A 26252-nucleotide genomic window follows, 5' to 3' on the forward strand; every position below is an offset into this window, starting at 1 on the left:
CCCCCTTCCGCGGGGGTGGGACGACCCACCCCCGCGGACCCCCTCGCCCCGGAGGAGACCCATGCTCACCCTCACCGGCAGCCGCGTCGACGGCTTGCTCGACGCACTCTGGCAGGCGCGCGGCACCGACCTGCTGCTCACCGCCGGACTGCCACCCCAGCTGCGCGTGCACGGCGATCTCTCCGCGGTCCCCGGCCACCCCGCCCTCACCGGCGACGACACCGATGCCCTGCTCGCCGAACTGCTCACCGACGACCAGGCCCGCTCCTGGCGCGCCGCCCACGAATTCGACTTCTCCTTCAGCTGGCGCGACCACGCCCGCGTTCGCGGCAACGCCTTCACCCAGCGCGGCGACACCGTCGTCGCGCTGCGGATGATCCCGCGCCGGATCCCCGACATGACCGAGCTCGGCCTTCCCTCGGTGCTCGGCGACTTCGCCCGGCGGCACCAGGGCCTCGTGCTCGTCACCGGGCCGACCGGGTCCGGCAAGTCCACGACGCTCGCCGCGGTCATCGACCGGATCAACCGGGAGCGCGCCTGCCACATCCTCACCGTCGAGGACCCGATCGAGTACGTCCACGAGCACCGCCGCTCCGCGGTGAACCAGCGCGAGGTCGGCACCGACACCGAGTCGTTCCCCGCCGCCCTGCGCAGCGCGCTGCGTGAGGACCCCGACGTCCTGCTCGTCGGCGAGATGCGCGACCTCGAGTCCATCCGGTTCGCGCTCACCATCGCCGAGACCGGCCACCTCGTGTTCGCCACCCTGCACACCAACGACACCGCGCAGTCCCTCGCCCGGATGATCGACGTCTTCCCGGCGGGCCAGCAGGAGCAAGTGCGCGTCCAGCTCGCCGCCGCCCTCACCGGGATCGTCTACCAGCGGCTGCTGCCGCGCGTCGGCGGCGGGCTGGTCGCGGCCTTCGAGGTGCTCGTCGCGAACACCGCCGTGCGCAACCTCATCAAGGAGGGCAAGCCGCACCAGCTGCGCAACGTGCTGGTCACCGGGCACCGCGAAGGCATGGTGACGCTCGAGCAGTCGCTCTCCGAACTGGTCGCCGCCGGGCTCGTTTCGCCCGCCGACGCGGCCGCGCGCAGCCTCCACCCGCAGGACATCGACCCGCGTCCCCGGCCGCGGCGGGTGCCGGCATGAGACTCCGCACCCAGCCCCGCACCGTCGACCTGCGCACGGTGACGCCGGACCGCGCCGCGGCCGAGCTGCTCGGCGAGGCCAAGGCCCGCGAGCTCTGCGCGATCCCGTTGGTCGTGCGCGAAGACACCGTGCTGGTCGCGGTGGCCGACCCGGCGACGGCACCCGCGCTGCAGCAGGTGCTCGGCCGCCCGGTGACCGTCGCCGTCGCCGACCCGGCCGACATCGTCGCCACCATCGGGCGCACCTTCCGCGCCCTCACCGGCATCGACCAGCAGGTCAAGGCGTTCGAAGCCCGGGACGCCGTGCGCCGCGACGCCGTCCGCTCCGACGGCCCGGCCACCGCGAACGACGACGCGCCGGTGGTGCACGTCGTCTCCTTGATGATCACGCAGGCGCTGCGCGACCGGGCCTCCGACATCCACGTCGAGCCGCAGGCCGAGCGGGTGCGCGTGCGCTACCGCATCGACGGCGTGCTCCACGACGTCCTCGACCTGCCCGGCTCGATGGGCCCGGCGGTGGTCAGCCGGATCAAGATCCTCGCCGGGATGAACATCGTCGAGCGCCGCCGCCCGCAGGACGGCCAGATCAGCATGGACGTCGAAGACCGCCCGGTGGACATCCGGGTGGCGAGCACGCCGGTCGTCGGCGGCGAGAAGATCGTGCTGCGGCTGCTGGACAAGAGCCGCCCGCTGTTCCGGCTGCGGCAGCTCGGCATGCCCGAAGACACGGCCACGCGCTACGCGTCGGTGCTGCAGTCGCCCTACGGCATGGTCATCTGCGCCGGGCCGACCGGCAGCGGCAAGACCACGACGCTCTACGGCTCGCTCGGCGAGCTCGACAGCGCCGAGCGCAACATCATGACCATCGAGGACCCGGTGGAGTACACCATGTCCTCGATCAACCAGATCCAGATCAACGAGCAGACCGGCGTCACCTTCGCCGACGGTCTCAAGTCGATCCTGCGGCAGGACCCGGACGTCATCCTGGTCGGCGAGGTCCGCGACGCCGACACCGCGCGCATCGCCGTGCAGTCGGCGCTGACCGGGCACTTCGTGCTCTCGTCGCTGCACGCGACCGACGCCGCGTCGGCGCTGCACCGGTTGCTGGACATGGGGATCGAGGGCTTCCTCGTGGCGTCGTCGGTCACCGCGGTGCTCGCGCAGCGGCTCGTCCGGCGGATCTGCCTGCGCTGCCGCGAGTACTACGAGCCGTCCGCCGAAGAACTGTCCTTCATGGACTCCCTCGGCGCGGAGGAGCCCGCGGGCGGGTTCGTCCGCGGGGCCGGCTGCAACTTCTGCGCGCGGACCGGGTTCCTCGACCGCACCGGCGTCTACGAGCTGATGCCGGTCAGCGAAGGGATCCGCTCGCTGGTGCTGGACAGCGCCCCGCACCGCGAGGTCCACGAGCTGGCCCGCAAGGAAGGCATGCGGACGCTGCAGGACGAAGCGCTGCGGCTGATCGCCGAGGGCGTCACCACCCCGGCCGAGGTGCTGCGGTCGATCTACCTCACCGGAGGGGCGCGATGAACCGCTACGCCTACGTCGCCACCGGCCCGGACGGCACGCGCACGAGCGGTGTCCAGAAGGCCGCCGACGCCGATTCCGCGGTGCTCGCATTGTACGAACGCGAGCTGCGGGACATCGAGCTCACCGAGAAGAAGAGCGTGCTGCAGCTCGAGCTGACCGCGCCTCGCGTCAAGCGCGAGGTCGTCATGCACCTCTCGCGCCAGCTCGGCGCGTTCGTCCGGGCCGGGCTGCCGCTGATCGACGCGGTGCGGATCCTCGGCGACGAGGCGGCGAACTCGACCGTGGCCCGGATGCTGCGCCAGGTCGAGCAGGGCCTGCGCGGCGGCGAGCGGCTGTCGGACTGCATCGACCGGCACCCGAAGGTCTTCCCGGAGTTCTACCGCGAGATCCTGCGCTCGGCCGAGCTGAGCGGGCAGCTCGACGTCGTCCTCGACCAGCTCGCGAACTACCTGGAACGCGACCTCGAAGCCCGGCGGCGGATCAAGGCCGCGATGATCTACCCGGCGATGATCGCGCTGATGTCCGTGGTGACGGTCGTCGTGTTGGCGACGTTCGTGCTGCCGCGGTTCAAGACGTTCTTCGCCAGCCTGCACGCGACGCTGCCGCTGCCCACCCGCATCCTGCTGGCCATCACCGACTTCCTCGGCTCGTGGTGGTGGGCGCTGCTCGGCGGTGTCCTCGCTCTCGGCCTGCTGTACTTCGCCGTGGTGCGCACGCCGTCCGGCCGCTACGCCCGCGACCGGGTCGTGCTGAGCCTCCCGGCGATCGGGCCCACCGTGCGGCACGCGCTCGTCGAGCGGTTCTGCCGGATCCTGTCCTCGATGGTCAGTGCCGGCGTGCCACTCCCGGAAGCCTTGCGCGTCGCCACGGAGTCGTTGCGCAACCGGGTGTTCATGCGCGCGCTCGGCCGGGTCGGCGAGGCCGTGCTCGAAGGCGAAGGGCTCGCCCGGCCGCTGGCCGGATCCGGGCTGCTGCCGGTGACCGCCGCGCAGATGATCCGCGTCGGCGAGGACACCGGCACCCTGGACACGCAGCTGGAAGTCACCGCCCAGTACTACGAAGGCGAGCTCGACTACCGGCTGAAGAAGCTCACCGCGCTGTTCGAGCCGGCCGTGATCGTCGTGATGGGCCTGCTCGTCGGGTTCGTCGCCGTCGCGCTCGTGTCGGCGATGTACGGCATCTTCAACCAGGTGCACGTCTGATGGAGACCGACGACCGGGGCGAGACGCTCCTCGAGCTGCTGATCGCGGTGGCGATCCTCGGCATCGCGGTGGTCGCGATCGTCGGCGGCATCGGCGTCGGCGTGCTGATGTCCGACGTCCACCGCAAGCAGGCGACCGCGGGCACCGCCGCGCGCGACTTCGGCGAGGCGATCGAGCACAAGGTGCTGGCCGGGGGCTACGTGCTGTGCGCGTCGCCGTCGAGCTACGCCACGCCGCCGGGCTACACCGCACCCACGGGCTTCACCACCTCGGTGACGTCGGTGCGGTACTGGTCCGGGACCGCCTGGGGGAGCAGCTGCGGCGCGGACAGCGGGCTGCAGCAGGTGAACGTGCGGGTCGCGAGCACCGACGGCCGGGCGAGCGAACAGCTGACCGTCGTGGTGCGGCGCGGCTGCGGGCTGAAGGACGCGCTGTGCTGAGCCGCCGGTCCGACGCCGGGTTCACCCTGGTCGAGCTGCTGATCGTGGTCGTGCTGCTCGGCGTGGTCGTCGCGCCGGTCGCCACCGCGGTGATGCTGTCGATCCGCACCACCGACGCCACCTCCCGCCGGCTGGAGCTGTCGCACGACGCCCAGCAGAGCTCGGCGTTCTTCGCCCAGGACGTCGCCACGACCGGCCTGCGCGACTACTCCGGCCAGATCGCCAACGGCGAGGTCCCGTTCTCGCCGTCGGTCCAGCTCGACGCCGCCCACGACGCCGGTGGCCAGGTCTGCGGCAATGCCGCGACGCCGGTTTCGGTGCTGCGGCTGCTGTCCGACGACTGGGACACCAGCACCCCGGCGGCGACCCGCCGCACGGTGGTCGTCGCCTACTACCTCGCCGGGACCGAGCTGCACCGCCTGCGTTGCGTGGGTTCCGCGGCCCCGGCGTCCGACGCGGTGGTCGCCCACAACGTCGCGCCGGGCAGCGCGGTCGTGGCCTGCAGCAGCACGTGCACCGCCGCCGCCGTCCCGCAGTGGGTGAAGCTCTCCTTCACCGCCGCCGCCGGCGACGCCGACCCCTATCCCGTCACTCTGTTCGGCCAGCGGAGGCAGTCATGAAACGCCGGTGGGTCCACGACGACAGCGGAGCCGCGCTCCCGCTGGTGCTCGTCCTGGTCACGGTGATCGCCGTGGTGCTGGGCGCGGTGCTGTCGTTCGCCGACACGAGCGTCCGCACCACGGTGAACCTGCGCGACCAGGCGGCCTCGGCGTACACCGCCGACGGCGCGTTGCAGGCGGCCATCAACCAGATCCGCAACAGCGGCTTCACCGGCGCGCCCGGCCAGCACTGCTTCGGCGGCTCCGACACGCTCACGCTCCCGGCGTTCGGCGGTGCCGACTCGGCGGCCGTCTCGTGCACCGCCGACCCGGCGAAGGTGCTGATCCAGTGCCAGTCGCTGAGCGTCTGCAACCGGCCGGGCAACGCGATTCTCACCCTCGGCACGGGCGGCGAGGACGGGCTGAACATCCAGCAGCCGACCGGGTCGTCGTTCCGGGTCCACGGGGTCGTCTACTCGAACTCGAACATCAACGTGGTCAACGGCTCGCTCGACACGAACACGGCGGTGTACGCGAAGGGCGCGTGCGCGGGCACCATCCGGAGCACGCCCGCCGCGTCCTGCGGCTACGGCGGGTCGAGCGCCGGCGCGGACCCGGGGTACGCGCCCGCGCTGACGTCCGTGCCGCCGCGCCAGTCCCTGCCGCCGTGCACCAAGGCGGGCTCGCTGGTCACCTTCACCCCCGGCTACTACGACGACGCCGCCGGGCTCTCGGCGATGATGTCGAGCAGCAGCAAGTGCAAGGACAGCACGTGGTGGTTCAAGCCGGGCACGTACTACTTCGACTTCCACAACAACGCGGCGGTCCGCCCGCCGTCGCTGCCCAACGGCGAAGACGTGTGGACGATCGACAACGGCTACCTCGTCGGCGGCACACCGGTGGACGAGAGCGGCCGGATCGTGGCGACGCCGTCGGTCCCGGCGAAGATCCCGGGCGCCTGCGACAACCCGATCGAGGACGCCAACGCGGTCGGCGTCCAGTTCGTCTTCGGTGGCGACAGCCGGCTGGCGGTCAAGGCCGGGCAGGCCGAGATCTGCGGGACCTACAGCGGGTCGAAGCCGCCGGTCGCGTTGTACGGGCTCACCTCGGGCGCGGAAGCCCCGGTGACGGCCACGCTCGCGCCGACCGGGGTCACGCCCGGCGCCTTCACCGACGCCACGCCCGCCAAGGTGTCCACAGTGGACGGCAACGCGGCGACCTGGGTCAACACGGCGGGTGGCGCCCAGAGCGCGACCCTGGCCACCACGGGGTACACGCCGACCGCGGCGATCCCGGCGGGGTCGATCCTCAGCGCCGCCCGCGTGCGCGTGGTGCACGGCAACGACAACGGGTCCACGCAGGACAACCTGTCGGTGCAGCTGGGGTCGACCACGGCCGGAGTGCCGTCCTACGGCGACAATGCGACGCACACTGACTTCGTCGACGTCACGAGCGCGCTCGCGCAGCAGGTCTACGACGGGGCCTTCACCGGTGCGCAGCTGAGCTACACCGCCGCCGTGCGGCACAAGGGCATCGAGCGGCTGGACGCCCTCCAGCTCGAGCTCACCTACACCCCGCCCGCGTTGCGCGCCGGAAGCGGCTGCACCCAGCTGCCGTACACCACGAGCGCCGCGTGTGCGCTGGTGACGTCGGTGAACAACTCGGGCAACCGGTTCTACGTGCAGGGCACCACCTACGCGCCCAAGGCGGCACTGGACATGACGCTCAACAACGCCGCCGAGCCGATCTTCCGCTTCGGCGTCATCGCCCGGTCGTTGTGGGTGAAGCTGACCGGCAGCGTGACGTTCTCCGGCCCGATCATCGAGGTGCCGGACGACTCGCCGGGGTTCGTGTTCGGCGTCTACCTGAGCGCCTACGTCTGCCCGGGCGCGGGCGCGTGCGCGCCGAGCGGGACGGCGGCCGCGCGGGCGCGGGTGGCCTATGTGGACGGTGATCCGACGAACCCGGTGCCGGGCAAGCGGCAGGTGTCGGTGCTGAGCTGGTCGGGTGCCCGGTGATCGCCGTCGCCGCCGCCGTGCTGGGGCTGCTCGTCGGCTCGTTCCTCAACGTCGTCGTGCACCGGGTGCCGCGCGGCGAGTCGGTGGTCCGCCCGCCGTCGCGGTGCCCGGGGTGCGGCGCGGGCATCCGGGCCCGGCACAACGTGCCCGTGCTGGGCTGGCTGCTGCTGCGCGGCCGGTGCGCGGGCTGCGGCGGCCGGATCAGCGTGCGCTACCCGCTGGTCGAGCTGGGTACGGCGGGGTTGTTCGCGGTGCTCGCGCTCCGCCTGCCGCTCCCGGACCTCCCGGCGTTCCTGTACCTCGCGGCGGCGGGCCTCGCGCTGGCGCTGATCGACGTCGACACGCGGCGCCTGCCGAACGCGCTCGTGCTGCCCGCCTACCCGGTGCTGGCCGTACTGCTGACGGCGTCGGCGTGGTGGCAGGGCGATTGGTGGTCACTGGCCCGCGCGGCGGTGGGCGGCGCGGCCCTCTTCGGCGGCTACCTGCTCCTGGCGGTGGTGTACCCGGCGGGCATGGGCTTCGGTGACGTCCGCCTGGCGGGGGTGCTGGGCGGGATCCTGGCCTACCTGTCGTGGTCGGCGTTGGTGATCGGCGCGTTCGCGGCGTTCCTGCTCGGCGCGGTCGCCGGGGTGGCGGTGCTGGCGTCCGGCGGCGGCCGGAAGACGGCGCTGCCGTTCGGGCCGTTCATGCTCGGCGGGGCGCTGCTGGCGGTGTTCGCCGCCGGGCCGCTCGGGACGGCCTACGGGGAGCTCGTCGGCGCGATCGCGCGCTGACGCCCGGGCGGCTCTGGCGCGGGCCCGCCGGGCGGGCCAAGGTGAACCTCGACGATCCGGCGCACACCGGGGAAACGAGGGCGTGATGGCGCGAGTCGATTTCGAGGCGGTGTTCCTGGCCGGTCCTTCACCGACCGCCGTGCTGTCCCGTGAGTTCGTCATCCTCGCGGTCAACGACGCCTACGAGGCGGTCTCCGGCCGCGCTCGCGCGGACCTGGTCGGGCACGACGTCTTCGAGGCCTTCCCGGACGATCCCGACGACCCCCGCGGCGCGCGGGCCCTGCGGGTGTCCCTCGAGCGGGTGCTGACGACCCGGCAGCGGCACGCGATGGCGCTGCAGCGCTACGACGTGGCCGTCCCCGGCCGTCCCGACCTGGTCGAACAACGCTACTGGAGCCCGGTCAACGCTCCGGTCCTCGACGCCGACGGCTCGGTGCGGCTGATCCTGCACCGCGTCGAGGAGGTCACCGACTTCCTGCACCAGCTGCCTTCGGCCGGGCCGGACGAGGCGGGGGAGGTGCAGGCCCGGCAGGCCGAGGTGTTCGCCCGCAGCCGGGAGCTGCACCAGGCGAACCAGCGGCTGGCAGCCGCCGCGGACATCGCCACGGCGCTGCTGGCCGACACGCCTCCCGGTGCGGTCCTGGAGCAGATCGCGGCGCGGGCCCGCGAGATCGCCGACGTCGACCAGACGGTGCTCCTGGCGCCCGACGAAGACGGCACGCACCTGGTGACCGCCGCCGCGGCGGGCGCGCAGTCGGCCGCCTACCGGGCCCTGCGCCTGCCCCTCGGCGAGCAGCACGGCGCCGAACCGCTGAGCGTGCGCGTCTTCCGGTCCGGCCGGTCCGCGATCAGCGAGGACGCGGCTCAGGCGGCGCGCGACGCCGGACTGCCCGCCGACGTCGCCGTGGGGGCGGCGGTGGCCGTCCCGCTGGGCCCGGCCGGGGCCGTGCGCGGGGTGCTGGCCGTGGTCAACGTCCCCGGCCGCCCGGTCGCCGCCGCCCGGGTGGTGCGGTCGCTGGAACTGTTCGCCGCGCAGGCCGCGCTCGCGCTGGAGCTGGCCGAACGGCGGCGCGACGCGGTCCGGCTGTCGGTGCTCGACGACCGCGAGCGGATCGCCCGCGAGCTCAACACCGCCGTCGTCGGCAGGCTCACCGGCATCGGGATGGGACTGACCGCGACCCTGAAGATCATCCAGCGCGAAGCCGCCGCGCGCCGGGTGCGGGAAGCGGTGCGCGCGGTGGACGACGTCATCCGGCAGCTGAACTCGGCGGTGTTCCCGCCGGCCGGGCCCGCGCGCCGGCGTGCGCTGCACCGCCGCGTCCAGGACCTCGTCGACACGGCCGCGGAGGCGCTGGGCGTCGCCACGACGACCCGGGTCGACAGCACACTCGACGCGGCGCTCGACGCGGAAGCGGGCAAGCAGCTCCTGGCCGTGCTGGACGCGGCGTTGACCGATGTGGCCAAGCACCCCGGGGCCGGCCACGTCACGGTGACCGTCGAGCTGCGGCCGGAACCGGGGTGCCTCCACGCGCGCGTCGAAGACGACGGCACGCCGCCTGCCGAGCCGGGCGGGCGGGCCGCGCGGCACGGCGGGGAGCTGACGACCGCCGCCCGCCCCGGCGGCGGCACGGTCGTGACCTGGGAACGGCCGCTCGCGCCCGCGCGCCCGAGAATTTGAAACGGGCGTCCCCCGGCATCGGTGATTCACGGACGCGTCAATTTGTTTCCGCCGGGACCGGTAATGCGTTTCACTCGATCGTGTAGTACTGACGCGGAGGGTGGAGTGCTCATTGGCGGGAACTGGCGTTGCCGGTATGGTCGCTCAGCGGAAAGCGACCTCGAATGGCTGACGTCCGCCAGGTGGACGATTCCCGGGTAATTGCCGAAACGTCACGAGAATTCTCTTTCCCGACCCACAGCCGTTCCGATGCAGAAAGAAAGAACAGTGGACTTCGAAGCACTGGCCGGTGAGCTGCGCTCTCTCCGGGAAAGCGTCGCCGGGGTGACCGACACGGTGCTGGCCGCGGTCGACGGGATCCCGATCATCGCCGACGCGGCCGACGACATCGACCCGGCGAAGATCTCCGCGCTCGCCGCGGCCGACCTCGGGATCGCCCGCCAGGCCGCGGAAATCACCGGGAAGGGCACGCTGAGCCAGACCGTGGTGTTCAGCAGCGACGGGTACATGGCCGTCTACGCCATCGGCAGGCTGGCGCTGATGGTCGTGCTGGGGGACAAGGGCCTCAACGTCGGGCGCCTGCTGTTCGAGACCGGGCCCGTCGTCGAGCGGATCGGCACGATCCTGGCCGCGTAGGGCCGTTCAAGGCAAGCCGTTCACGAAAGGAAAAGGCACGTTGATGAACATCGACACCGCACTCAAGGAAGCCATGTCGATCACCGGCGCCGTCGGGGTGGCGCTGGTCGACTACGAAAGCGGGATGTCCCTCGGCACCGCCGGCGGCGGCGATTGGCTGGACCTGGAGGTGGCCGCGGCGGGAAACACCGAGGTCGTGCGTTCGAAACTGCGGGTCATGTCGTCGCTGGCGCTCAACGACACGATCGAGGACATCCTGATCACGTTGCACCGCCAATACCACTTGATCCGGTTGCTGCATTCGGTGGGTGTCCGCTCGTCGTTGTTCCTGTACCTGGTGCTGGACCGCGACCGGGCGAACCTGGCACTGGCCCGCCACTACCTGAAACGCATCGAAGCCGACCTGCAGGTGTAGCGGGAGGAGGGAACGGCGATGCCCGGAGGCGGCTCCCGAGCCGCACTCGTCGCCGGCTCGGCGTTGATGCACGACATCGGGTCCCTGTTCCCGGTCACGCTGACCTTGGCGGGCGACGAGCTGGCGTTCACGTTCGTGTCGTCCTGCCCGTCGCCCGACGCGGTCGGCGAGTGGGTCCGGCTGCGGTCGGGCGCCGTCGTGGCCGGCCGCGTGCTGCGGTTCTCGGTGTCCGCCGACGGGCACCGGATCCGCGCCGAGCTCGCCGGGACCGCGGTCCGGGCCTTGATCGTGCTCGCGGACGAGGTGTCCGCGGCGTCGGTGAGCGCCCCGAGCCTCGGGCGCTGGCAGGACCAGATGCCCGGCACGGTGCGGGTGGTGCTCGACGAGCTCGCCCGGATGCTGTCCCGCTGCCGCCACCGGGCGGGCGGCGCCGAGCCGTTGATCGACCTGGCGCTGGCGTACCGGCCGGACCGCGAATACGAGACGCGGCTGGCGGGCGCGCACGAGCGGGTGCGGCCGTTCATCGCCCCGGTCCGCCCGGTGCTGGCGCTGCGCTGGCGCGCGGCGACCTCGGCGCAGCGCAAGGAGTTCCTCGGTGAGCTGCCGGGCGGCGCGGGGCGCGGGTGGCGACGGCGCCGCCGGACCACGCGGATCATGGGGATGGAGGTGGAAGTCCTGCCGTGACCGGGCGGTCAGAGCCAGTCGCGGCGTTTGAACAGCGCGTAGAGCGTGGCGGAGATGACGAGGATGGCGGCCGTCGAGACCCACACGCCGGAGGCCTGGCCGAAGCCGGGGTAGGGGAGGTTCTGGCCGTAGAAGCCGGTGATCGCGGTCGGCACCGCGATGATCGCCGCCCAGCTGGTGACCTTCTTCATGATCGTGTTGAGCCGGTGCCCTGGATGCTCAGCTGGGTCTCGCGGATCGTCGCGATCTCCTCGCGCAGGGATTCCGTCCACTCGGTCACGCGCAGGACGTGGTCGTGGACGTCCTGGAAGTAGGGCAGCAGGGTGTCGTCGCGGCGCATCAGGGCACCGACGATCTCCCGCATCGGCACGGCCAGGTGCCGCAGCCGGGCGAGGCTCCGGCGCAGCCGCAGGGCGCGGCGCTGGAGGCCGGTGTGGTCGACGTGGTCGGCGAACACGAGGTCCTCGAGGACCTCGACCTGCTCGTCGAGCGCCTGCGCGGCCTCGAGGTGGCCGTCGACGAGGTGGTCGAGCAGGCCGTGGAGCAGGAACGCGGCCCCGCTCTTGGCCAGCTCCGGGGTGCTGTCCCAGCGCGCGGTGAGCGCGTCGAGGCCGGTCGTGTCGTCGCGGTGCACGGTGAGCAGCACGCGGTCGGTGACGAAAGCGTCCACTTCGGACGCGGTCAGGACGTCGCCGGTGACCCGCGCGGTGGCGGCGGTGAGGAAGGAGTGCCGGTCGTAGCGGACGAGCTTGGGCCGCTGGTGGTCTTCGCCGAACGCGGCCGTGACGGCCAGCGGGTGCAGCCCGAGCTCGGCGGCGAGGGCCGCGAGGTCGGCTGCCGTGCCGACGTCGAGCCAGAGGGTCACCGACGGGTCGGCGAGGTGGTGGGCGGCGTCGGCGAGGGGGAAGTCCTCGAGCTCGAGGACACCACTGCGGTACAACCGGCTGCGCGTCATCGCGGGCTCAGCGGTCGTGCGCGGCGGCGAGGCTGGCCCGGCAGGCGCGGACCAGCTGGCGGGTGGCGGCGGTGGCCGGGGTCTCGCCGCAGGACGGGCAGGACACGGCGACGTCGCCGGCCACGTGGTCGATCGCGACGGTGAGCGCGCGTTCGCACGAGCGGCACCACCGGGTCCCGGTGACGACCACGACGTGCAGCGGCGAGGCGACGCAGTCGTGCAGCCAGCGCCGGTGGGTGCGGCAGGTGATGCGCTCCAACGGGTTCAGACCGTCCTCTTCGGACCGGTCTTCCGCGGTGAGGGTGACGGCCAAGCGCCGGTCGGCGACGTCGGCGTAACGCGCGGCGACGAGATCGGCGGGGACGAGCCGGTCGCGGCGGGGCATCGGCGCGATGGTGCTTGCCGGAGCGAAGGACTGGCTGGTCATCGGGGGCCTCGCTTTCGTCGTGATCCAGACTCCGCCCACCGGAGCCGGGCGACGAGGGCCGGACCGCCTCGATCCGGAGGGCCGAAAGACCCAGCGGGTGGGGTGCGGCCGGAAGTCCCCGTGCGCCGGGACTTCCGGCCCCAGCCCCGTCCCGGGTCCGCCCCGCATCCTCGATCCCGTGAACCTGTCCGCCCTCCTGCCCGGGCTCGCGCGCCTGCGCGGCTACCGGCGGGCCTGGCTGCGCGGGGACGTCGTGGCCGGGGTGACGGTCGCCGCCTACCTCGTGCCGCAGGTGATGGCCTACGCCGAAGTCGCCGGGCTGCCGCCGGTGGCCGGGCTGTGGGCGGCGCTCGGTCCCCTGGCGGTGTACGCCCTGCTGGGCTCGTCCCGGCTGCTCTCGGTCGGGCCCGAGTCGACGACCGCGTTGATGACCGCGGCCGTCCTGATGCCGCTCGCCGCGGGGGACGCCCCGCGCTACGCCGCGCTGGCGGCCGTGCTCGCCCTCATGGTCGGCGGCCTGTGCCTGGCCGCCGGGCTGGCGCGGCTCGGCGTGCTCGCCGAACTGCTGTCGAAGCCGGTGCTCACCGGCTACCTGGCCGGGATCGCCGTGCTCATGGTGGCCGGCCAGCTCGGGAAGGTCTCCGGCGTCCCGGTCGGCGGCACGGACTTCGCCGGGCAGGTGGCGTCCTTCGCGCGCGGGCTCGGCCAGGTGCGCTGGCCGACCGTCGCGCTCGCGGTGGCCGTGCTGATGCTGCTCGTCCTCTTCGAACGGCTGGTCCCGTGGCTGCCGGGGCCGCTCGTCGCGATGGTGCTGGCCACCGTCGTCGTGGCGGTGACCGGGCTGCCGGACGTCGACCTCGTCGGGGCGCTGCCCGCCGGCCTCCCGCCCGCCGTGTCCGGCGTCTCCGCCGCCGACGTCGAACAGCTGGTGCTGCCCGCGGTGGGCATCGCGATCGTCGGGTTCTCCGACAACGTGCTCACCGCGCGGGCGTTCGCGGCGCGCCGGGGCGAGGAGATCGACGCGGACCAGGAGCTGCGCGCCCTCGCCGCGGCGAACGTGACCGCCGGCCTGCTGCACGGCTTCCCGGTCAGCAGCAGCGGCAGCCGGACCGCGCTGGGCGCGGCGGTGGGCGGCCGGACCCAGCTGCACTCGCTCGTCGCGCTCGCCGCGGTGGTGCTCGCCGTGCTGTTCGCCCGGCCCCTGCTGGCCGCGTTCCCGAAGGCCGCGCTCGGGGCGTTGGTCGTCTTCGCCGCCGGGCACCTCGTCGACCTCCGGGAGCTGCGGCGGTTCGCGCGGTTCCGCCACAGCGAGCTCGTGCTCGCGCTGCTCACCACGGCGGGCGTGCTCGGCCTCGGCGTCCTGACCGGGGTGCTCGCCGCCGTCGGACTGTCCATTCTGGACCTCCTGCGCCGGATCGCCCGGCCGCACGACGGGATCCTCGGCTCGGTGCCGGGCCTGGCCGGCATGCACGACGTCGACGACTACCCGGCGGCGCGGACCGAACCCGGGCTGGTCGTGTACCGCTACGACGCACCGCTCTGCTTCGCCAACGCCGAGGACTTCCGGCGGCGCGCCCTCGCGGCGACCGACGGCGCGACGCGGTGGTTCGTGCTGAACGCCGAGGCGAACGTGGAACTGGACGTCACCGCGGCCGACGCGCTCGACCGGCTGCGCGAGGAGCTCGGCCGCCGGGGCGTGGTGTTCGCGATGGCCCGCGTGAAGCAGGACCTGCGCACCGACCTCGCCGCCGCCGGGCTGGTGGCGAAGGTGGGCGAGGAGCGGATCTTCCCGACGCTGCCGACAGCGGTGGCGGCCTACCGCGGCTGGGCCGCGCGCGACGGCGTCTCGCGCCACCCCGGCGAGCGCGGCATGCTGGCCGGGAGGGCGACCGAGGAGGGCGATCCGTGAACCTGCCGACGACCATGACGGCCTGGCGCGTCACCCGGCCGGGGCCGATGGCTTCGCAGCCGCTGGACCGGGTGCGTGCCCCGGTGCCGCGGCCCGCCGCGGGCGAGCTGCTCGTGCGCGTGCTGGTCTGCGGGGTGTGCCGGACGGACCTGCACGTCGCGGAAGGCGACCTGCCGGTGCACCGGCCCGGGGTGACGCCGGGACACGAGGTCGTCGGCGAAGTCGTCGCGCTCGGCGAGGACGTCGCCGGGTTCGCGCCCGGCGACCGGGTGGGGATCGCCTGGCTGCGCGAGACCTGCGGGAAGTGCCGATATTGCTTGCGGGAGCGGGAAAACCTGTGCCCGGACTCGCGCTACACGGGCTGGGACGCCGACGGCGGGTACGCGGAGTTCGCGGTGATCGCGGCGGACTACGCGCTGCCGTTGCCCGGCGGCTACTCCGACGACGAGCTGGCGCCGTTGCTGTGCGCCGGGCTGATCGGCTACCACGCGCTCGCGCGGGCGGAGGTGCCCGAGGGCGGGCGGCTGGGGATCTACGGCTTCGGCGGCAGCGCCCACCTGACCGCGCAGGTCGCCATCGCGCGGGGCGCCACGGTGCACGTCCTGACGCGCAGCGCCGAAGCCCGCGAACTCGCGCTGGCGCTCGGGGCGGCGTCGGCCGGGGGCGCCGCCGACCCGCCGCCGGAGCCCCTGGACTCCGCGATCCTCTTCGCCCCGGCCGGCGAGCTGGTGCCGCCCGCGCTGGCGGCCCTCGACCGCGGCGGGACGCTGGCGATCGCGGGCATCCACCTCTCCGACGTGCCGCCGCTGAACTACCAGCGGCACTTGTTCCAGGAGCGCCAGGTCCGCAGCGTCACGGCGAACACGCGGGCCGACGCGCGGGAGTTCCTCGAGTTCGCCGGTGGCCACCACCTGAGGGTGAGCACGGTGCCGTACGCGCTGGCCGAGGCGGACCGGGCGCTCACGGACCTGGCCGCGGACCGGGTGAACGGCGCGGCGGTGCTGCGGGCCGGGTGAGTGGCCGAAGGTCACCGGGCGCGGGGACGAACGACCGCAGCGATCACCGGCGCCGGAGTCCTAGTTTCGGGTCGACGCACCGAGACCCGGAGGGAAACGTCATGAGCGCAACCGGAAATCCGCCGATCGTGGTCGCGGTCGACGGCTCGGACCTGGCTGAGGCCGCCGCGCTGTGGGCGGCCGGCGAGGCGGCCCGGCGGCGTGCGCCGCTGCTGGTCTTCTCCGCGTACGGCTACGAAGACGCCGGGGTGGGTGGCCGGATGTACGCGCCGTCGGACTGGTTGACGATCAGGGAAGCCGAAACCGACGAGGTGCTGCGCCGGACGCGGGCGGCGTTGGAGGCCGCCGTGCCCGGGCTGGAGATCGCGACCGAGGCCAGTGATCGTGGCCCGATCCCGGCTCTGCTGGAGGTTTCCGAGCGTGCGCGGTTGCTGGTGACCGGTGAGCCGGTCGGGGCGATCGCGGGATTGTTCAGCGGCTCGCCCGACGTCGACCTCGCCGCGAAGGCGCATTGCCCGGTCGTCGTGGTGCGCGGGAACGAGAACGTCGACGGACCGGTCGTCGTGGGGGTCGACGGGAGCCCGCTCAGCGAGGCGGCGATCGCGTGGGCCTTCGAGGAGGCTTCACTGCACAATGCCCGGCTCGTCGCGCTGTATGCGTGGCACGACGGCGACACCGCGGGTCTGTTCAGCGACGGGAACGTGGCGTTCCAGGGCGAGCCGGTCCAGGAGTCGGGGCGGCGGTTGCTGGCGCAGCGGCTGGCCGGGTGGCAGGAGAAGTACCCGGAGGTCGTGGTGGAGCGGCGGGTCGAGCACGACAAGCCGCGGCACCGGCTGTTGAGCGCGAGCCGCGACGCGCGGCTGGTCGTGGTGGGGAGCCGGGGCCGCGGCGGGTTCGCCGGGCTCGTGCTGGGCTCGACCAGCCAGGCCCTGCTGCACCACGCGGGGTGCCCGGTGCTGGTCGTCCGCACCGAAAACGTCTGAACCTACTCCCCGGACAGCGTCAGCTGGCGCCGGTGGAAGTCGAAGTGCTGCGTGGGGAACCGGTAGACGTCGGCCAGGGTCATGTAGTCCCGGAAGAAAGGGTCCCAGCGGGTCGGGTAGTGCATGCCCCTGGCCAGGTTCTCGTCGGTTTCGCGGTCCAGCCGCCCGTGCAGGGCGGCGACGGTCCGGTCGAACAGCGCCAGCATCCACCGGCGGGGCAGCACCGTGCCGCCCAGCCAGGACCCGGCGAAGTTGACCGCGTCGAAGGGGACCGTCCCGGCGTTCAGCAGCTGAGCGTAACGCCGCGACACCCCGTCGGGCAGGCGGTCGAACAGCCGCACCAGCCCCAGCAGCGCGCGGATGATCAGGTAGCCGAGCAGCATGTGGAACAACAGCTGGCGGTTGGTCCACCGCGTCCCCGCGCTCGCCCGCCGCAGGTCGGGCCCGCTCGCCCCGTCGAGGAGCTGGTGGAAGGTCCGGCGGGCCTGCTCGAACTCGTCGTGAACGGCTGTCTTGTCCACGAATGCAGTCTCCGCCCTCCCGGCTGCGAAGGCCAGTGCCCGCGGAGTGCGGGTGGCCGCTACGAGGGCCGGTACCCGCGCAGCTGAACCGGGATGGGCAGGCTCGCACCGTACGCGTGGGGGAGTGGCCACAGGACCTCGCCGAGCGGGCGGCGCGGTGTCGCCGGGAGCGGGGCCGCACCCTCCGGCGGATAACCGACGCGCACGACGACCTGCGGCTCGAGCCCACCGCCCAGTACGCAGTCGCGGACGAGGGCCCGCGTGCTCGTCAACTCCAGCGGCTCCGTGTACACGCACGACGCCAGGTTCAGCCGCGTCGCGGCCAGCAGCACCGCACCCACGGCCTCCCCGGCTCGCAGCCTGCTGAGCCGGTCGTCGCCGGTGGTGGCCAGCACCGTGAGCGCCGCGCCGTCCGGACCCGCGGTGTCGGCCAGGCGCGCCCCGGCGAACTCGCGGACCCGCAACTCGTGCCGTCCCACCGTGGCGAGGACCGCGTTCCGCGCGGGCACGCCGTCGGGTGCGTAGCCGCGGCCGCTCCACGCCGCCAGCTCCACCTCGTAGCCCGGGTCCGCGTGGTGCAGCCCGGCCGCCGCCGCGGCCGCGCCCGTGAGTGCCGACCGCCTCGGCGCGTCGTCCACGACCCGCAGCACCGCACCGTGGTCGGCTGCTGCGCGCCGCAAGCGGTCCGCGTCGCGGGCGAGCAACGGCCGTCCGGCGAACCGGCGGCGGTCCGAGCGGCGGCGGGGGATCGCCGCAGCCAGGGCGATGTCGCGGTCGCGGGGCTCGTGCGGGACCAGGGCGATCCGGGCGAGCAGGCCGGGCTCACCCGCGTCGGGCAGCCGCTCGATCCGGGCGGCCCACCCCATCGCCGCGGTGGCGACCGCGAAGTGGTGCAGGGCGCAGCCGCAGCTCACCAGCAGGTCACGGCCGTCAGGATCGGTGTGCGGCAGGCGACGGCGCAGGTCCGCGCGCAGCTCCGCGGTGCGGCCGTCGACGTGCCACCGCCACGGCTGGGAGTTGTGCACGGACGGGGCGCGCACGGCGAGCGCGACGGCGGCCCGCACGGTGTCCGCGTCGGGCGTCGGGTGCTTCATGGTTCCTCCATAAGATTGTTGGTGTTCAGGACGGGATGTTCTGGATGCCCGGGGCGATGGGGTGTGGCTGATGGTTTCTTGCCGTGGGTGGCTTGCGAGGAGTGGCTGCCCTGTCGTTCTGGACGTCCTGGCCGCTGATTGAGATCTGCGTTTGGTCGCTGTTTATGGAGATGCCGGCGGGTTCGTCCACGGGGTTGAGCTGCGAAGACAGGAGGCAGGCTGGGTGGCCGCAGGCAAGGTGTGGGTCGGTATCGATGTCGGCAAGAGGTTCCATCACGCCTGTGCGGTGGATCAGTCCGGCAAGACCGTGTTCTCGCGGAAGGTGGCCAACGGTCAGGCCGCGATCGAGCAGTTGATCGCCCGGACCACCGCGAAAGCCGCGGAGGTGGTGTGGGCGGTGGACATGACCTCCGGCCCCGCCGGGCTGTTGATCGCGTTGCTGCGCGCGACCGGGCAGCCGGTGCTGTATGTGCCGGGCCGGCTGGTCAACCGGATGGCCGGCGCGTTCGCCGGTGAAGGCAAAACCGACGCCAAGGACTCCCGCACGATCGCCGAAACCGCCCGGCTGCGCGGTGATCTGACCCCAGTGCCCGACCCGGACGAAGTCGTGACCGATCTGCAGGTGCTCACCGCGCGCCGCGAGGACCTGATGGCCGACTGGGTGCGCGGAGTCAACCGGATCCGTGAGCTGCTCGCATCGATTTTTCCCGCGCTGGAGCGGGCGTTCGACTACTCGACCCGCTCGGCGCTGGTGCTGCTGACCGGGTTCCAGACCCCGGACGGCATCCGCGAGGCGGATGCGGCCGGCCTGTCGGCCCATCTGGCAGAGCATGGTGCCTGGGCCCCAGGTATTCCGTCCATGGTGGACAAGGCCCTGGCGGCCGCGGCGGAGCAAACCGTGGCCTTGCCGGGGGAAGCGGTGACCGCACCGTTGATCGCGCGGCTGGCCCGGCAGCTGCTGGACTCCGACCGGGAGATCAAGGACCTGGACAAGCAGCTCGCCGACCGGTTCGCCGGACACCCCGACGCCGGGCCCATCACCAGCCTCGACGGGTTCGGCCCGATCCTCGGGGCCCAGCAGCTCGCCGGGACCGGCGGCGACCTGCAAACGGCGTTCCGCAGCCCCGGGCATCTGGCCGCCTACGCCGGTCTCGCCCCGGTGCCCCGCGACTCGGGGCGGATACGCGGCAACCTGCACCGCCCCCAGCGCTACCACCGCGGCCTGCGCCGGGTCTTCTACCTGGCCGCCCTCTCGGCCATCAAACGCCCCGACAGCCCATCCCGAACCTTCTACCTGCGCAAACGCAGCGAAGGGAAACGGCACACCCAGGCCCTGATCGCCCTGGCTCGCCGCCTGGCCGACGTCATCTGGGCGCTGCTGCGCGACCGCCGCGAGTTCCATCCCTCACCACCAGCCGCCGCCGCTGCTTGACACGGTCATTGAGACTCCTCGCCGGTCGGCTGGCTCCATGCTCGCGGCCCGCGTCCGCGCGGACAGGCGGATTTGGTCCCCTGCACAAGGGACTTCGGGCCCTGACCGGCGCCGACGTTCCGCGCGATGCTGGCCGGGAGACCCGCAGGAGGACGAGATGACGGTATCCGCGACCCGCCCGGTGGTCGCCGGGGTGGACGCCTCGGCGGCGTCGTTCGCCGCGATCCGCTGGGCGGCGAACGAAGCACGGCTGCGCGACACCACGCTGCGGCTGCTGCACGCCTGTTTCGTCGAAGACACCGCCGCCCGTGACGACGGCGAGCTGCTGCTCGAACACGTCCACCGCCGGCTCCGCCGCTCCGCCGAAGTCGCCCGCGAATGGGCGCCGGGGGTGCGGGTCGAGACGGTGGTCCGGCTCGGCCTCGCGGTCGACCTGCTGCTCGCCGAATCGGCCGACGCGGCCCTCGTCGTCCTCGGTTCGCACGGCCTCGGTGGCCTGCGCGGTGCCCTGATCGGCTCGGTCGCCCTGCGGGTCGCGGCCGGGGCGGCCTGCCCGGTGGTGGTCGTGCCCGGTCACCGGCCGGCCACGGGCGGCCCGATCGTCGTCGGGCTCGACGCGTCGGCCTCCAGCGAGCACGCACTGGGCTTCGCCCTCGAGCAGGCCGCCACGACCGGCGCGCCGGTGCACGTCGTGCACGCCTGGCACACCGGCGACGGCGGCACCGAGCAAGCGGACCTGACCGCGCGCCTCGCGAGCTGGGTCCGCAAGTACCCGGACCTGGCGATCACCGCGCACGCGGTGCGGGACCGCAGCCCGTCGTGGGCCTTGGCGAACGCGGTGCCGGACGCGCGGCTGATCGTGGTCGGCACGCGCGGCCGCGGCCCGGTCGCCGGCGGCCTGCTGGGCTCGACCGGCAACGCCCTGCTCGCGCACGCGCCCTGCCCGGTCGCGGTCGTGCACTGAACACCCGAGGAGAGGAGCCGTCGTGAAGGCACGCGACATCATGACCAGGCCGGTGGTGCGGGTCGGCCCGCGCACGCCGGTCCGCGAAGCCATCGTGCTGCTCACCGAGCACTGCGTCGCGGCGCTGCCGGTGGTCGGCGAGGACGACGCCGTCCTCGGCGTGTTCACCGAGGCCGACGCGCTCCGCGGCGGGCTCACCGGCGCGCCGCCGGACGCGCTGGTGGCCACGGCGATGACCGCGCCGGCCCAGACGGTCGGGCTCGACACCGACGTCACCGAGATCGCCCGGCGCATGCTCGGCGACCGGCTGCGCAGCATCCCGGTGGCCGACGACGACGGCGTGCTCGTCGGCATCGTCAGCCGCCGCGACGTGCTCACCCCGCTGGTGCGCCGGGACGACTCGATCGCTTCGCACCTCAACGCGCTGCTCACCGACTACTCCGGTCACCGCGACCGGTGGGCGGTGACCGTCACCGGCGGCGTCGTGACGATCCGCGGCGTGTTCACCGACGAGGCCGAACGCCGGGTCGTGGCCGCGCTGGCGAAGACCGTGTACGGCGTCGCCGGCGTCGAGCTGCGGGACGAGGCCCCGGCCCCGCGACTCTCCATTGTGGACTTCTGAGGAAGGGAAAGTCATGCGCGCACAGCCGGGTGGCCGGTCATGAGCGGGTTCGCCGACGGCACGGTCGTGGCGGGCGTCGACGGTTCGTCGTCCGCGGTCCAGGCCGCGGTGTGGGCCGGAGCGGAGGCCGTCCGTCGCGGGCGGCCGCTGCGGCTCGTCCAGGTTTACGCCGTGCCGAGGGTGGAGGCGCCGGTCGCGTTCGGCGGTCACGAGGAGGTGCGGGCCGGGCTCGCCGAGCGGGCCGCGGGGTGGCTGGCCGACGCGAAGTCGGCGGTGCTGGCCGAATACCCCGGGCTGGAGATCGCCACGGCGGCCCGCGAGTGGAGCCCGGTCACCGCGCTGGTCCAGGAGTCGCGGCACGCCGAGCTGGTCGTGCTCGGTTCGCGGGGGCTGGGCGGGTTCACCGGCTTGCTCGTCGGGTCGACCGCGGTGGCCGTGGCGGCGCACGCGCGGTGCCCGATCGTGGTGGTCCGCGGCCGGACCCCGTACGACGCGCCGCCGCGCACCGGTCCGGTCGTGGTCGGCACCGACGGGTCCGCGGACAGCGAAGCCGCGATCGCGTTCGCCTGCGAGGAGGCCCGCCTGCGCGGTACCGACGTCGTCGCGCTGCACACCTGGAGCGAGATCATCGCCGACGGGGTGCCGCGGCCGCACGCGTTGCGGGAGGATCCGGCGGAGATCGCGGCGGCGGAGCGGGTCAAGCTCGCCGAGCAGGTCGTGGGGTGGCAGCGGAAGTACGCGGACCTGACGATCGAGCTGGAGGTCGTCCGCGGGCGGCCGGTGCGCACGTTGCTGGAGCGCGGTGAGGCCGCGCAGCTGGTCGTGGTCGGGTGCCGCGGCCGCGGTGGGTTCACCGGCATGCTGCTCGGCTCGACGAGCCAGGCGCTGATCGCGCACTCGCCGTGCCCGGTGGCGGTCGTGCGGCCGCAGCGGACCGGGGACGCGCCGTGACCCGGGCGGGGCTTTCGTCCTCTGTGGACACGATCGCGCGAAGGGACGTAAGTCCCCGCCACCGGTGACCGACGCCAGCGGTGCCCCGGACGTCGCCTTCCTACCGTGGAAAGCGACCCGAAAGGCAGGAAACCCCCGATGCGCGCACGCGACCTGATGACCGCGCCGGTGCTCACCGTGCACCCGTGGACCTCCGCCAAGGAGGCCGCCGAGCTGCTGTCCACGCACCGCTTCACCGCCCTGCCCGTCGTCGACGCCGACGACGAGCTGGTCGGCATCGTCACCGAAGCCGACCTGATCCGCGGCCGCGTCCCGGCCGACCCCCGCACCACCCACGAGCCCCGCGAATCCGCCGCCGGCACGACCGTCGGCGACCTGATGACCAGCCCCGCCACCGCCATGAGCTCCGGCACCGACGTCGCCGACCTGTGCCAGGCGCTGGTGGACGCCCGGATCCGCGCGATGCCGATCGTCGACGGCGCGGCCGTCGTCGGCATCGTGACCCGCGGCGACGTCGTCCGCGTGCTCGCGCGGGAAGACACCGACATCGCCCGGGACGTCCGCCACCGGCTGGAGGTCTACGGCGGGGGCGGCCGCTGGCACGTCGACGTCCACGACGGCTTCGCGCACATCACCGACCAGTTCGACGACGACACCGACCGGCACGTCGCCCGGCTCCTGGCCCTCGCCGTGCCGGGCGTCGTCGCCGCCGACACCGCCTACGCGGGTGAGGAGCAGACACGATGAGCGCCATCGATCCGAGGATCACCGTCGGCGTGGACGGCTCGGCGGGCTCGACCGCCGCCGTCGCCTGGGCGGCGAAGCTCGCTTCCCGGCGCCACCTCCAGCTGAAGATCGTGCACGGCTTGCAGATCGCCGGGCTCTACTACGGCGGTGGCCTGTCGGGCATCGGCGCGCAGACGCTGTTCGACGCGATCCAGGCCGACGGGGAACGCGCCGTCGCCGACGCGCGCGGCCTCGCCGTGTCGATCGACGAGGACCTGGTCGTCACGACCGAGCTGCCGAACGAGCCGCCGGTGCCGATGCTGATCGAGGAGTCCCGGCACGCCCGGCTGCTCGTCGTCGGCCGGACCGGCGCCGACGGGTTCGCGGACATGCTGCTCGGCGGCACCGCGGCCGCGGTCGTCAGCCACGCGCACTGCCCGGTCGCGGTGGTCCGCGGCACCACGCGGCCGTCGGCGACCGGGCCGGTCGCCGTCGGGGTCGACGGCGGCCCGAACAGCGAGCAGGCCATCGCCGTCGCGTTCGAGGAGGCGTCGCTGCGCGGGGTGCCGCTGGTCGCGGTGCACGCCTGGAACGACGTCACCTACGAGGACGCCTTCGGCACGGCCCGGATCCTGCCCCAGCCCGAGAGCCTCGAACGGGACGAGGACCGGCTGCTGAGCCAGCGCCTCGCGGGCTGGCAGGAGAAGTACCCCGAGGTCGAGATCCGCCGGGTGCTGGTCCGCGACCGGCCGCGGCACGCATTGCTGGACGTCTCCGAGCAGGCGCAGCTGGTCGTCGTGGGCAGCCGCGGCCGCGGTGGCTTCACCGGGATGCTGCTCGGCTCGACGAGCCAGGCGCTGGTCCAGCACGCCCAGTGCCCGGTGCTCGTGGTCCGCCCGGAGCTGACGGCGTGACCGCCGTCGAGACCCGGCCCGCGCTCGACGGCACCGAGCTCGCCCGGGTGGACGCGCTCTGGCGGGCCGCGAACTACCTCTCGGCCGGCCAGATCTACCTGATGGCGAACCCGCTGCTGCGCGAACCGCTGCGGCCTGAGCACGTGAAGCCGCGCTTGCTCGGGCACTGGGGGACCTCGCCCGGGCTGAACTTCGTCTACGCGCACCTGAACCGGGCGATCCTGGCCCACGACCTGAACGCGATGCTCGTCATCGGCCCTGGCCACGGTGGTCCCGCGTTGCTGGCCAACACGTGGCTCGAAGGCAGCTACACCGAGGCGTGGCCTGAGGTGACGCGGGACGCGGCCGGGATGGCGGAGTTGTTCCGGCAGTTCTCGTTCCCCGGCGGCGTTCCCAGCCATGTGGCCCCGCAGGTGCCGGGTTCGATCCACGAGGGCGGCGAGCTGGGGTATTCGCTCGCGCACGCCTACGGCGCGGCGTTCGACAACCCCGGGCTGCTGGTCGCGTGCGTGGTCGGCGACGGCGAGGCCGAAACCGGGCCGCTGGCGACGTCGTGGCACGCCAACAAGTTCCTCGACCCGGTCCGTGACGGGGCGGTGCTGCCGATCCTGCACCTCAACGGCTACAAGATCGCCAACTCGACGGTGCTCTCGCGCATCCCGCACGCCGAGCTGGACGCGTTGCTGCGCGGCTACGGCTACGCGCCGATCTACGTCGAAGGCAGCGATCCGGAGACGATGCACCAGGCGATGGCCGCGGCGCTGGACTCGGCGGTCGCCGACCTCGCGAGGCGTCCGATGATCGTGCTGCGCAGCCCGAAAGGCTGGACCGGTCCGTCCGTTGTGGACGGTAAGCCGGTCGAGGGCACGTGGCGTTCGCACCAGGTCCCGCTCGCCGAAGTCCGGCACAACGCCGAGCACCTGGCGCAGCTGGAGGACTGGCTGCTGTCGTACCGCCCGGCCGAGCTGTTCGACGCGGCGGGCCGCCCGGTGCCCGAGGTCACGGCGATGATCCCGGCGGGGGAGCGGCGGATGGGCGCCAACCCGCACGCGAACGGTGGCGTGCTGCTGCGCCCGCTGGTTTTGCCGGACACGGCGGCCCACGCCGTCGCGGTTCCCGCGCCGGGTGCGACGGTCGCCGAGCCGACCCGGGTGCTGGGCCGGTTCCTGCGGGACGTGTTCGCGCTGAACGCCGATCGGGCGAATTTCCGGCTGTTCGGCCCGGACGAGACGGCGTCCAACCGGCTGGACGCCGTGTACGACGTGACGGCCAAGCAGTGGCAGGCCGCGATCGAGCCGGTCGACGAGCACCTGGCGGCGGACGGCCGGGTGCTGGAGGTGCTCTCGGAGCACCTGTGCCAGGGCTGGCTCGAGGGGTACCTGCTGTCGGGGCGGCACGGGTTGTTCTCGTGCTACGAGGCGTTCGTGCACATCGTGGACTCGATGGTCAACCAGCACATCAAGTGGCTGCGGGTGCACCGGCAGATCCCGTGGCGGCGGCCGGTGGCATCGCTGAACTACCTGCTGACCTCGCACGTGTGGCGGCAGGACCACAACGGGTTCTCCCACCAGGACCCGGGGTTTGTCGACCACGTGGCGAACAAGAGCGCCGAGGTCGTGCGGGTGTATTTCCCGCCGGACACGAACACGTTGCTGGAGGTTTCGGCGCACTGCCTGCGTTCTCGCGATTACGTGAACGTGGTGGTGGCGGGCAAGAACGACACGCCGAACTGGCTGGACGCCGAGCAGGCGGCGCTGCACTGCGCTCGTGGCGTGAGCATCTGGGAGTGGGCGAGCACGCACACCGATCGGGAGCCGGACGTCGTCCTCGCCTGCGCGGGTGACGCGCCGACGCTGGAGGTCCTGGCGGCGGCGTCGCTCCTGCGTGCGGCGTTGCCGTCGCTCGCGGTCCGCGTGGTGAACGTCGTCGACCTGATGCGCTTGCAGCCGGAGTCCGAGCACCCGCACGGGCTGTCGGACCGGGAGTTCGACGCGTTGTTCACCCCGGACCGCCCGGTGATCTTCGCCTACCACGGTTATCCGTGGCTGATCCACCGCCTGGCCTACCGGCGGACGAACCACGCCGGGATGCACGTGCGCGGGTACACCGAGCACGGGACCACGACGACACCGTTCGACATGCTCGTGCTCAACCACATGGACCGCTTCCAGCTGGTGATCGACGTGATCGACCGGGTACCGGGCCTCGCGGCGACGGCGGGTGTGCTGCGGCAGGAGATGACCGAGGCCCAGGGGCGGCACAGCCGGTGGATCCGGACGCACGGGGAGGACTTGCCCGAGGTCCGGAACTGGAGCTGGCAGGCTTGAGAGAACCGGAATCGGCCACGACTCACCTCGAGTCGTGGCCGATTTGCGTTGTGCCCTGCTGGGGGCTCGCGGTGGTCCCGCCTCGAAGCGGGCTGAAGGGTCCTTTCCTCGCATGTGATGCGAGGAAAGGACCCTTCACCACACCCCGGACCGGTCGCCGCGCCCTGGCGGCCGACCTGCACTGTCTCGAGCGTGGGGAACTCCGCGGGTCCGTGGGTCTCCACCAGCGTCGACCGGCCTTCGGTTGCCGGTGTCCTGGCGGTTCGCTGCCAGGCATCCGTGGTTCCGGC

General features: G+C 73.2%; 26 protein-coding genes. 21 read left to right on the plus strand and 5 right to left on the minus strand.

The genetic code is table 11. From position 1 onward, the window contains the following. Positions 1 to 61: 61 nt before the first annotated feature. The 11 genes from QP939_RS35885 (at position 62) to QP939_RS35935 (ending at position 11121) form a co-directional block, all read left to right on the plus strand. Complete coding sequence (locus QP939_RS35885; RefSeq protein WP_285450801.1) at positions 62 to 1150, plus strand: type IV pilus twitching motility protein PilT; 1089 nt, start codon at positions 62 to 64, stop codon at positions 1148 to 1150. Further along, the gene (locus tag QP939_RS35890; protein ID WP_285450802.1) at positions 1147 to 2676 is read left to right on the plus strand and encodes a GspE/PulE family protein; all 1530 of its coding nucleotides are present in this window, start codon (positions 1147 to 1149) and stop codon (positions 2674 to 2676) included. Before QP939_RS35885 ends, QP939_RS35890 begins: the two co-directional genes overlap by 4 nt. Beyond that, the gene (locus QP939_RS35895; protein ID WP_285450803.1) at positions 2673 to 3878 is read left to right on the plus strand and encodes a type II secretion system F family protein; all 1206 of its coding nucleotides are present in this window, start codon (positions 2673 to 2675) and stop codon (positions 3876 to 3878) included. The genes QP939_RS35890 and QP939_RS35895 overlap by 4 nt, the downstream gene beginning before the upstream one ends. Continuing rightward, the gene (locus QP939_RS35900; protein ID WP_285450804.1) at positions 3878 to 4318 is read left to right on the plus strand and encodes a type IV pilus modification PilV family protein; all 441 of its coding nucleotides are present in this window, start codon (positions 3878 to 3880) and stop codon (positions 4316 to 4318) included. The genes QP939_RS35895 and QP939_RS35900 overlap by 1 nt, the downstream gene beginning before the upstream one ends. Beyond that, the gene (locus tag QP939_RS35905; RefSeq protein WP_285450805.1) at positions 4312 to 4938 is read left to right on the plus strand and encodes a prepilin-type N-terminal cleavage/methylation domain-containing protein; all 627 of its coding nucleotides are present in this window, start codon (positions 4312 to 4314) and stop codon (positions 4936 to 4938) included. The genes QP939_RS35900 and QP939_RS35905 overlap by 7 nt, the downstream gene beginning before the upstream one ends. Beyond that, complete coding sequence (locus QP939_RS35910) at positions 4935 to 6935, plus strand: hypothetical protein (protein ID WP_285450806.1); 2001 nt, start codon at positions 4935 to 4937, stop codon at positions 6933 to 6935. Before QP939_RS35905 ends, QP939_RS35910 begins: the two co-directional genes overlap by 4 nt. Continuing rightward, on the plus strand, positions 6932 to 7708 hold the full coding sequence (locus QP939_RS35915; RefSeq protein ID WP_285450807.1) for a prepilin peptidase: 777 nt from the start codon (positions 6932 to 6934) through the stop codon (positions 7706 to 7708). Before QP939_RS35910 ends, QP939_RS35915 begins: the two co-directional genes overlap by 4 nt. Before the next feature lie 85 nt (positions 7709 to 7793). Beyond that, a complete protein-coding gene (locus tag QP939_RS35920) occupies positions 7794 to 9386 on the plus strand; it encodes a sensor histidine kinase (RefSeq protein ID WP_285450808.1) in 1593 nt (530 codons plus the stop codon). Positions 9387 to 9653: 267 nt separating this feature from the next. Next, entirely contained in the window at positions 9654 to 10022 is a 369-nt protein-coding gene (locus QP939_RS35925) for a roadblock/LC7 domain-containing protein (RefSeq protein WP_331659303.1), read from the plus strand. Between the two features lie 43 nt (positions 10023 to 10065). Next, on the plus strand, positions 10066 to 10437 hold the full coding sequence (locus tag QP939_RS35930; protein WP_285450810.1) for a hypothetical protein: 372 nt from the start codon (positions 10066 to 10068) through the stop codon (positions 10435 to 10437). Positions 10438 to 10455: 18 nt separating this feature from the next. Further along, positions 10456 to 11121, plus strand: a complete 666-nt coding sequence (locus QP939_RS35935) for a hypothetical protein (protein ID WP_285450811.1) — start codon at positions 10456 to 10458, stop codon at positions 11119 to 11121. Between the two features lie 8 nt (positions 11122 to 11129). On the opposite strand, the gene QP939_RS51985 is transcribed toward QP939_RS35935, so the two are convergent. From QP939_RS51985 to QP939_RS35945, 3 genes are read right to left on the minus strand one after another with little or no spacing between them, the layout of a single operon-like run. Beyond that, the gene (locus QP939_RS51985) at positions 11130 to 11312 is read right to left on the minus strand and encodes a CorA family divalent cation transporter (RefSeq protein ID WP_352248174.1); all 183 of its coding nucleotides are present in this window, start codon (positions 11310 to 11312) and stop codon (positions 11130 to 11132) included. After that, positions 11309 to 12076 (minus strand): CorA family divalent cation transporter, encoded by a 768-nt coding sequence (locus tag QP939_RS35940; protein WP_352248177.1) that lies wholly within the window; start codon positions 12074 to 12076, stop codon positions 11309 to 11311. Before QP939_RS35940 ends, QP939_RS51985 begins: the two co-directional genes overlap by 4 nt. A 7-nt stretch (positions 12077 to 12083) precedes the next feature. Further along, positions 12084 to 12503 (minus strand): hypothetical protein, encoded by a 420-nt coding sequence (locus tag QP939_RS35945; RefSeq protein WP_285450812.1) that lies wholly within the window; start codon positions 12501 to 12503, stop codon positions 12084 to 12086. Between the two features lie 178 nt (positions 12504 to 12681). Here QP939_RS35945 and QP939_RS35950 point away from each other — a divergent pair, with 178 nt between their 5' ends. The 3 genes from QP939_RS35950 (at position 12682) to QP939_RS35960 (ending at position 16411) form a co-directional block, all read left to right on the plus strand. Then, the gene (locus QP939_RS35950; protein ID WP_285450814.1) at positions 12682 to 14412 is read left to right on the plus strand and encodes a SulP family inorganic anion transporter; all 1731 of its coding nucleotides are present in this window, start codon (positions 12682 to 12684) and stop codon (positions 14410 to 14412) included. Between the two features lie 14 nt (positions 14413 to 14426). Next, positions 14427 to 15428, plus strand: a complete 1002-nt coding sequence (locus QP939_RS35955; protein WP_285459922.1) for a zinc-binding alcohol dehydrogenase family protein — start codon at positions 14427 to 14429, stop codon at positions 15426 to 15428. 101 nt (positions 15429 to 15529) lie between these two features. Beyond that, positions 15530 to 16411 carry a universal stress protein gene (locus QP939_RS35960; protein ID WP_285450815.1) on the plus strand — a complete coding sequence of 294 codons (882 nt, stop codon included), beginning with the start codon at positions 15530 to 15532 and terminating at the stop codon, positions 16409 to 16411. 2 nt (positions 16412 to 16413) lie between these two features. Here QP939_RS35960 and QP939_RS35965 read toward each other — a convergent pair whose 3' ends face one another. Beyond that, on the minus strand, positions 16414 to 16932 hold the full coding sequence (locus tag QP939_RS35965) for a DinB family protein (protein WP_285450817.1): 519 nt from the start codon (positions 16930 to 16932) through the stop codon (positions 16414 to 16416). Positions 16933 to 16991: 59 nt separating this feature from the next. Beyond that, a complete protein-coding gene (locus tag QP939_RS35970) occupies positions 16992 to 18026 on the minus strand; it encodes an Acg family FMN-binding oxidoreductase (protein ID WP_285450818.1) in 1035 nt (344 codons plus the stop codon). A gap of 223 nt (positions 18027 to 18249) precedes the next feature. Between QP939_RS35970 and QP939_RS35975 the strand changes: the two genes are divergently transcribed. The 7 genes from QP939_RS35975 to QP939_RS36005 all read left to right on the plus strand — a co-directional run bounded on the left by QP939_RS35975 (position 18250) and on the right by QP939_RS36005 (position 25962). Further along, positions 18250 to 19458, plus strand: a complete 1209-nt coding sequence (locus tag QP939_RS35975; protein WP_285450820.1) for an IS110 family RNA-guided transposase — start codon at positions 18250 to 18252, stop codon at positions 19456 to 19458. A 157-nt stretch (positions 19459 to 19615) separates the two neighbouring features. Further along, positions 19616 to 20422, plus strand: a complete 807-nt coding sequence (locus QP939_RS35980; RefSeq protein WP_285450822.1) for a universal stress protein — start codon at positions 19616 to 19618, stop codon at positions 20420 to 20422. 22 nt (positions 20423 to 20444) lie between these two features. After that, complete coding sequence (locus QP939_RS35985; protein ID WP_285450824.1) at positions 20445 to 21044, plus strand: CBS domain-containing protein; 600 nt, start codon at positions 20445 to 20447, stop codon at positions 21042 to 21044. Between the two features lie 39 nt (positions 21045 to 21083). Continuing rightward, complete coding sequence (locus QP939_RS35990; protein WP_285450826.1) at positions 21084 to 21995, plus strand: universal stress protein; 912 nt, start codon at positions 21084 to 21086, stop codon at positions 21993 to 21995. Between the two features lie 138 nt (positions 21996 to 22133). Next, on the plus strand, positions 22134 to 22742 hold the full coding sequence (locus QP939_RS35995; protein ID WP_285450827.1) for a CBS domain-containing protein: 609 nt from the start codon (positions 22134 to 22136) through the stop codon (positions 22740 to 22742). Continuing rightward, positions 22739 to 23635: a universal stress protein gene (locus tag QP939_RS36000; RefSeq protein ID WP_285450829.1), complete on the plus strand. Its 897-nt coding sequence runs from the start codon at positions 22739 to 22741 to the stop codon at positions 23633 to 23635. Before QP939_RS35995 ends, QP939_RS36000 begins: the two co-directional genes overlap by 4 nt. After that, the gene (locus QP939_RS36005; RefSeq protein ID WP_285450831.1) at positions 23632 to 25962 is read left to right on the plus strand and encodes a phosphoketolase family protein; all 2331 of its coding nucleotides are present in this window, start codon (positions 23632 to 23634) and stop codon (positions 25960 to 25962) included. The genes QP939_RS36000 and QP939_RS36005 overlap by 4 nt, the downstream gene beginning before the upstream one ends. Positions 25963 to 26252 lie beyond the last annotated feature (290 nt).

This window comes from Amycolatopsis nalaikhensis (assembly GCF_030264295.1).
In the GTDB taxonomy this organism is placed as follows: domain Bacteria; phylum Actinomycetota; class Actinomycetes; order Mycobacteriales; family Pseudonocardiaceae; genus Amycolatopsis; species Amycolatopsis nalaikhensis.

What these genes read in the sequence shown, in the direction of transcription:
- QP939_RS35940 (WP_352248177.1), bottom strand. Translation starts at nt 12,076, where the DNA reads ATGACGCGCAGCCGGTTGTACCGCAGTGGTGTCCTCGAGCTCGAGGAC.
- QP939_RS35980 (WP_285450822.1), top strand. Translation starts at nt 19,616, where the DNA reads ATGACGGTATCCGCGACCCGCCCGGTGGTCGCCGGGGTGGACGCCTCG.
- QP939_RS35895 (WP_285450803.1), top strand. Translation starts at nt 2,673, where the DNA reads ATGAACCGCTACGCCTACGTCGCCACCGGCCCGGACGGCACGCGCACG.
- QP939_RS36000 (WP_285450829.1), top strand. Translation starts at nt 22,739, where the DNA reads ATGAGCGCCATCGATCCGAGGATCACCGTCGGCGTGGACGGCTCGGCG.
- QP939_RS35995 (WP_285450827.1), top strand. Translation starts at nt 22,134, where the DNA reads ATGCGCGCACGCGACCTGATGACCGCGCCGGTGCTCACCGTGCACCCG.
- QP939_RS35935 (WP_285450811.1), top strand. Translation starts at nt 10,456, where the DNA reads ATGCCCGGAGGCGGCTCCCGAGCCGCACTCGTCGCCGGCTCGGCGTTG.
- QP939_RS35930 (WP_285450810.1), top strand. Translation starts at nt 10,066, where the DNA reads ATGAACATCGACACCGCACTCAAGGAAGCCATGTCGATCACCGGCGCC.
- QP939_RS35955 (WP_285459922.1), top strand. Translation starts at nt 14,427, where the DNA reads ATGACGGCCTGGCGCGTCACCCGGCCGGGGCCGATGGCTTCGCAGCCG.
- QP939_RS35945 (WP_285450812.1), bottom strand. Translation starts at nt 12,503, where the DNA reads ATGACCAGCCAGTCCTTCGCTCCGGCAAGCACCATCGCGCCGATGCCC.
- QP939_RS35900 (WP_285450804.1), top strand. Translation starts at nt 3,878, where the DNA reads ATGGAGACCGACGACCGGGGCGAGACGCTCCTCGAGCTGCTGATCGCG.
- QP939_RS35920 (WP_285450808.1), top strand. Translation starts at nt 7,794, where the DNA reads ATGGCGCGAGTCGATTTCGAGGCGGTGTTCCTGGCCGGTCCTTCACCG.
- QP939_RS35970 (WP_285450818.1), bottom strand. Translation starts at nt 18,026, where the DNA reads ATGAAGCACCCGACGCCCGACGCGGACACCGTGCGGGCCGCCGTCGCG.
- QP939_RS35885 (WP_285450801.1), top strand. Translation starts at nt 62, where the DNA reads ATGCTCACCCTCACCGGCAGCCGCGTCGACGGCTTGCTCGACGCACTC.
- QP939_RS35910 (WP_285450806.1), top strand. Translation starts at nt 4,935, where the DNA reads ATGAAACGCCGGTGGGTCCACGACGACAGCGGAGCCGCGCTCCCGCTG.
- QP939_RS35890 (WP_285450802.1), top strand. Translation starts at nt 1,147, where the DNA reads ATGAGACTCCGCACCCAGCCCCGCACCGTCGACCTGCGCACGGTGACG.
- QP939_RS35960 (WP_285450815.1), top strand. Translation starts at nt 15,530, where the DNA reads ATGAGCGCAACCGGAAATCCGCCGATCGTGGTCGCGGTCGACGGCTCG.
- QP939_RS51985 (WP_352248174.1), bottom strand. Translation starts at nt 11,312, where the DNA reads ATGAAGAAGGTCACCAGCTGGGCGGCGATCATCGCGGTGCCGACCGCG.
- QP939_RS35990 (WP_285450826.1), top strand. Translation starts at nt 21,084, where the DNA reads ATGAGCGGGTTCGCCGACGGCACGGTCGTGGCGGGCGTCGACGGTTCG.